The sequence below is a fragment of the Desulfuromonas sp. CSMB_57 genome (assembly GCF_020194955.2).
Classification (GTDB): domain Bacteria; phylum Desulfobacterota; class Desulfuromonadia; order Desulfuromonadales; family Syntrophotaleaceae; genus JAFCIY02.
Window position 1 is genome coordinate 1 of record NZ_JAFCIY020000075.1, and the last position, 5,350, is coordinate 5,350.

General features: G+C 63.1%; 5 protein-coding genes. 1 reads left to right on the forward strand and 4 read right to left on the reverse strand.

Features of this window, described 5'->3' with window-relative positions:
- The 4 genes from JQN68_RS14160 to bioB form a co-directional block, all read right to left on the reverse strand.
- Nucleotides 1-264: hypothetical protein (locus JQN68_RS14160; RefSeq protein WP_249621270.1), on the reverse strand; the 264-nt coding region annotated here is incomplete at its 3' end.
- A gap of 494 nt (nucleotides 265-758) precedes the next feature.
- Nucleotides 759-2,111, reverse strand: coding sequence for an adenosylmethionine--8-amino-7-oxononanoate transaminase (bioA, locus tag JQN68_RS14165; RefSeq protein ID WP_249621271.1), 1,353 nt, complete (start codon nucleotides 2,109-2,111; stop codon nucleotides 759-761).
- Between the two features lie 384 nt (nucleotides 2,112-2,495).
- On the reverse strand, nucleotides 2,496-3,236 hold the full coding sequence (gene bioD / locus JQN68_RS14170; protein ID WP_225073814.1) for a dethiobiotin synthase: 741 nt from the start codon (nucleotides 3,234-3,236) through the stop codon (nucleotides 2,496-2,498).
- Nucleotides 3,223-4,206: a biotin synthase BioB gene (gene bioB, locus JQN68_RS14175; RefSeq protein ID WP_502799364.1), complete on the reverse strand. Its 984-nt coding sequence runs from the start codon at nucleotides 4,204-4,206 to the stop codon at nucleotides 3,223-3,225. The genes bioD and bioB overlap by 14 nt, the downstream gene beginning before the upstream one ends.
- A 473-nt stretch (nucleotides 4,207-4,679) precedes the next feature.
- On the opposite strand from bioB, the gene JQN68_RS14180 reads away from it, so the two are divergent.
- Nucleotides 4,680-5,246, forward strand: coding sequence for a helix-turn-helix domain-containing protein (locus JQN68_RS14180; RefSeq protein WP_225073816.1), 567 nt, complete (start codon nucleotides 4,680-4,682; stop codon nucleotides 5,244-5,246).
- The last annotated feature ends 104 nt before the right edge of the window (nucleotides 5,247-5,350 follow it).

A 5,350-nucleotide genomic window follows, 5' to 3' on the forward strand; every position in this document is an offset into this window, starting at 1 on the left:
TCCGATCTCACCACCCGCTTCGCTCGAGGCACAGAGGACACGGAGTAACAATCTGAGAAAGGCAAAACCTACCATCTTTTTTAGCCGCAGATGCACGCAGATGGACACAGATAAAATCTTAACCCGAGAACCTTTTTTTGGGTTTAAACCCAAGCTCCAGGCTTTAAGGTTTTCTCCCGTTTTTCCTCTGTGTCCTCCGTGCCTCGAGCGTAGCGGGTGGTAAAACTTGCCCTTGCCTGTGACCTTGCCCTTATCTGCGTTCATCTGCGTGCATCTGCGGCTAAATTGCCTTTGACCTTGAATTCAGAATCGCTAGACGCAGATTGCGCAGATTGTCGCAGACAAAACCTTAAACCGAAAATCCGATCTCACCACCCGCTTCGCTCGAGGCACAGAGGACACGGAGTAACAATCTGAGAAAGGCAAAATCAACAACCTGTTTTTTGCCCCAGATGCACGCAGATGAACACAGATAAAACCTAAAACCAAGAATCTTTTTTTGGTTTAAACCAAGACCAGTTCCTTAAGGTTTTCTCCTGCTTTTCCTCTGTGTCCTCTGTGCCTCGAGCGTAGCGGGTGGTAAAACTTGCCCTTGCGGTTGACCTTGCCCTTATCCGCGTGCATCTGCGGCTAAATGGCCTTTGACCTCGCCCTTGCCTCTATCCCTCGTCGTACTCGGCGTGGTCGAGGGAGCGCAGCGGTCGGGCGGTGAGCCATGGTTTTGAGCATATCGCGCCGGGCGGACACCGGCAAGGGCTTTATGCGCCGCCGAGTTCTTCCACCATGGCCTGCCAGGCGATGTCGAGGAGTTGGTCGAGGGTGTCGAGGGGGATGTTGAGGGCCGGCATGAAGTAGATGACATTGCCCAGGGGGCGCAGCAGGGCGCCTTTTTCCAGGGCGCGGCGGTAGATGGCGTAGCCCTTGCGCTCCTGCCAGGGGAAGGGGATTTTGCCCTCCTGGCGGGCCACCAGTTCGACGGCGGCGACCAGGCCGCAGCGGCGGAACTCGCCGACCCGGGGATGTTGACGGAAGCGCTCGGCCCAGGCGTCGAGGAGGGCGGTGCGCGGCGCCAGATCGGCCAGAATCGGCTCTTCGGCGAAGATCTTCTGCACCTCCACGGCCAGGGCACAGGCCAGGGGGTTGCCGGTGTAGGAGTGGGAGTGGAGAAAGGCCCGCAGGGTGGCGTAGTCGTCGTAGAAGGCCTGGTAGATGTCCTCCGTGGCCAGAACCGCGGACAGGGGCAGATAGCCGCCGGTGATGCCCTTGGACAGGCACAGCAGATCGGGGCCGACGCCGGCGTGTTCGTTGGCGAACAGCTTGCCGGTGCGGCCGAAGCCGACGGCGATCTCGTCGGCGATGTAGTGCACCTGCCAGGTGTCGCACAGCTGCCGCAGCTTGCGCAGATAGACGGGCGGATAGATGCGCATGCCGGCGGCGCCCTGGATCAGGGGTTCGACGATGACGGCGGCGATCTCCCGGTGGCGCTCGGCCACCAGCCGCTCCAGGTGCTCGAAGCAGGGGGCGTCGCAGCGGTCGCGGCTGAGGCCGTAGGGGCAGCGGAAACAGTCCGGCCCCTGGGCCTGGAAGGTGTCGAGGAGCATGGGCCGGTAGATGTCGCGATACAGATCGCAGCCGCCCACGGACAGGGCGCCGACGGTCTCGCCGTGGTAGGCCTCGGTGAGGGAGACGAAGCGGATCTTGTCGGGTCGGCCGCTCTGCTGCCAGTACTGGAAGCTCATTTTCAGGGCCACTTCCACCGCCGCCGAACCGTTGTCGGCCAAAAACACCCGATTCAGGTTGCCCGGCGCCAGGGCCACCAGCCGCTGCGCCAGTTCCGCCGCCGGCTCGTGGGTGAAGCCGGCGAAGATGTGGTGGGCGATGCGCTCCGCCTGCTGCTGCAGGGCGCGGTTGAGGCGCGGATGGTTGTGGCCGAACAGGTTGACCCACCAGGAGGAGACGCCGTCGATATAGCGCCGGCCGTCCACGTCCACGAGCCAGGAGCCCTCGCCGCGGGCGATGGGGATGGGCGGCTGCAGCTCATGGTCCTTCTGCTGGGTGCAGGGATGCCACAGATGGCGCCGATCGATGTCGAGAATCTGGTCTTTGGTCATGGGTGATTCAGCAAAATCAGGCTGAAGGCTGAAGACTGAAGGAAAACCTTCCTTCACCCCTGCCCGCTCACGCCTAACGCCTAACGCCGCTCGCCTTTCTGTTGTTCCGCCATCCCTTCAGTCTTCAGTCTGCCCTTATTTCGCCTACCCTTCAGCCTTCAGTCTTCGGACTTCAGTGCGATTCAGCAAAATCAGGCTGAAGGCTGAAGACTGAAGGAAAACCTTCCTTCATCCCTACCCCCGCACGCCTAACGCCGCTCGCCTTTCTGTTGATCCGCCTACCCTTCAGCCTGCGGACTTCAGGCTTCAGCCTGCCTTGTTCCGCCTTCAGCCTTCAGTCTTCAGTCTTCAGTCTGCCCTTGTTCAGCCTTCAGCCTTCAGCCTTCAGTCTTCAGTCTTATTCAAAATTTCCTCCACCACCTGCCAATTGGCCATCTGATCGGCCAGGGCGGCGACTTTGTCCCGGGGCTGGCCGGCGACCTGGTGCAAGGTGCCCCAGCAGGGCGCGGCGGTGCGTTCCCGGATCATATCGGCGGCGGTGGCCTGGGCCAGATCCGGCTTGGCGGGCAGGCCGTTGATGACCCAGCCGGCCACCCGCAGGCCGCGTTGGCGGGCGACTTCGAGGGTCAGCAGGGTATGGTTGATGGTGCCCAGGTCGCAGCGGCACACCACCAGCAGGGGCCAGCCGAGGGCGGCGGCCAGGTCGGCGACGCTGCGTTTTTCCGCCAGGGGGGTGAGCAGGCCGCCGGCCCCTTCGAGGAGGGCGAACTGGTGGCGGGCGTGCAGCCGCAGGGCCCGGCCGAGGAGGTCCGACCAGTCGATGTCGATGCCGGCCCGCCGGGCGGCCAGGGCCGGCGCTACCGGCTCGACCAGGCGGTAGGGGGTGATCTCCTCCACCGGCTGGCGGCTGCCCGAGGCCCAGCGCAGCAGCTTGCCGTCCTCGCCGAGGCCGTCCGGTTGCGGCACGCCGCTCTCCACCGGCTTCATGACCGCCACGTCGAGGCCGGAACGGGCCAGCAGCAGGGTCAGGGCGGCGCCGACCAGGGTCTTGCCGACGCCGGTGTCGGTGCCGGTCACCAGCAGGGCGTTGGGTACGGTGGGTCGCTGGGACTCAGTTCGGCTCATAGGTCAGTTCTCCATCGGTCACCATGCGCAGATCGTCCTCCAGAACGCGGCCGGGGGTGGTCAGGTAGTCGCCCACCATCATGCCGCTGGCCCCGGCCAGAAAGGCCCAGGACTGGTAGTCGCGCAGGCTGCTGCTGCGGCCGCCGCAGACGGTGATGTGAGCCCGCGGCAGCAGATAGCGGAACAGGGCGACGATGCGCAATCCCTCCATGGGCGCCAGGCGCGGCTGACCGGCCAGGGGCGTGCCGGGAATGGGATTGAGGAAGTTGATGGGCACCGAGTCGACCCCGAGTTCGGCCAGGGTCAGTCCCAGCTCGACCCGCTGCGCCAGGGACTCGCCAAGCCCGAACAGACCGCCGCAGCAGACCCGCATGCCGGCCTGGCGCGCCAGGCGCACGGTGTCCACATCCTCCTGGTAGTCGTGGGTGGTGCAGATTTGGGGATAGAAGGAGCGCGCCGTTTCCAGGTTGTGGTGGTAGGTGACGCAGCCGGCCTCGGCCAGGGCCAGGGCGGTGGTCTCATCCAGCAGGCCCAGGGAGGCGGCCGGAGCCAGATCGGTGGTACGGCGAATCTCCCGCAGGGCGGCCAGCACCCGGTCCAGCTCCGCACCGGGGGCGACCCGGCTGCCGCTGGTGACGATGCCGAAACAGCAGGCGCCTTCGGCCGCGGCACGGCGCGCATCGGCGACCATTTCGTCTGCGGATTTGAGGGCAAACACGGGCGCATCGGTTTGGTAGTGAGCCGACTGGGCGCAGAACCGGCAATCCTCGCTGCAGCGGCCGGATTTGGCATTGACGATGCGGCACAGGCCGATCCGGGAGCCGCGGTAGTAGTGGCGCAACTGCTGGGCGCCGGCCAGCACCCAGCCAAGATCGGCGGACTTGGCCTGCAGGATGCGCAGGGCTTCGACTTCGGTCAGGCGGCCGCCGGCCTGGATGCGCTCGACCCATTCGGTTACAATATTTGCCAACATGCAAAAACTCTTTTCCAGGCTGAAGTCCGAAGGCTGAAGACTGAAGCACAACCTGACTTCACCCTTACCCCCTCGGCTCTCGCCTTGATATCATTTCAGCCTTCAGCCTACCTTCAGGCTGAAGTCCGAAGTCCGAAGCCGAAGGCGTGAGGCGTGAGGAGCCAAAGGTTCTACTTCACCCTTCACCCTTCACCCTTCACCCTTCACCCTTCACCCTTCACCCGTCAGCCTTCAGCCTTCAGCCTTCAGCCTTCACCCTTCAGCCTTCAGCCTTCAGCCTTCAGCCTTCAGCCTTCACCCTTCAGCCTGCTACCATAGTAATTTCCCAGCCCACTTGTCAACTGTCAGATTTGCAAAGTTGACAATCCGTTTTTCCCGGCCATTGATTGACACCCAATGGGCGCCAATGGTACAAAATCCCTGATTTCAAGACGATGCGTCGGCCAATCTGTAACGCGAGGCAGGGTGCGGTGGTCAAGGAACTGATCGGCAAAAAACTGAAAAAAACCCGCCTGGGACTGGATCTGACCATCCAGGAGCTGGCCGCTCTGGCGGGAGTTTCCGCCAACATGATCTCGCGCATCGAGCGGGGCCTGACCACGCCGTCGGTGAAAATCCTGATGAAGCTGGCGGCGGCTTTGGGCATGAGCATCGGCTACTTCGTCGAGGAGGCCGAGCAGGGTTCGACGGTGATCCACACCCGCCAGTTTCAGGGCGAGCCCCTTTTCTTCTACCAGAACAAGCAGCAGATCACCAGCCTGACCCAGGGCCTGCGGGATCCCAGCTTTTCGGTGCTGCGCGACGTGCTGGAAGCCGGCTGCGACAGCGGCGGCGGCCATATGGTGCACAGCGGCGAGGAGTTCGTGCTGGTGCTCAAAGGCCGACTGCAGTTCGAGATCCAGGACCGGAGTTTCCTGCTGGAACCGGGGGATTCCCTGACCTTCAAGGCCTCCCTGCCCCATGCCTGGAGCAACCGAGCCGAGGGCCCGACGGAGGTGCTGTGGGTGGTGTCGCCGGTGCCGAATATGAATCGGTGAATCTGTCATTTGTCATTTATCTTTTGTCATTTGTCATTGGTCACTGGTCACTGGTCACTGGTCACTGGTCACTGGTCACTGGTCACTGGTCACTGGTCACTGGT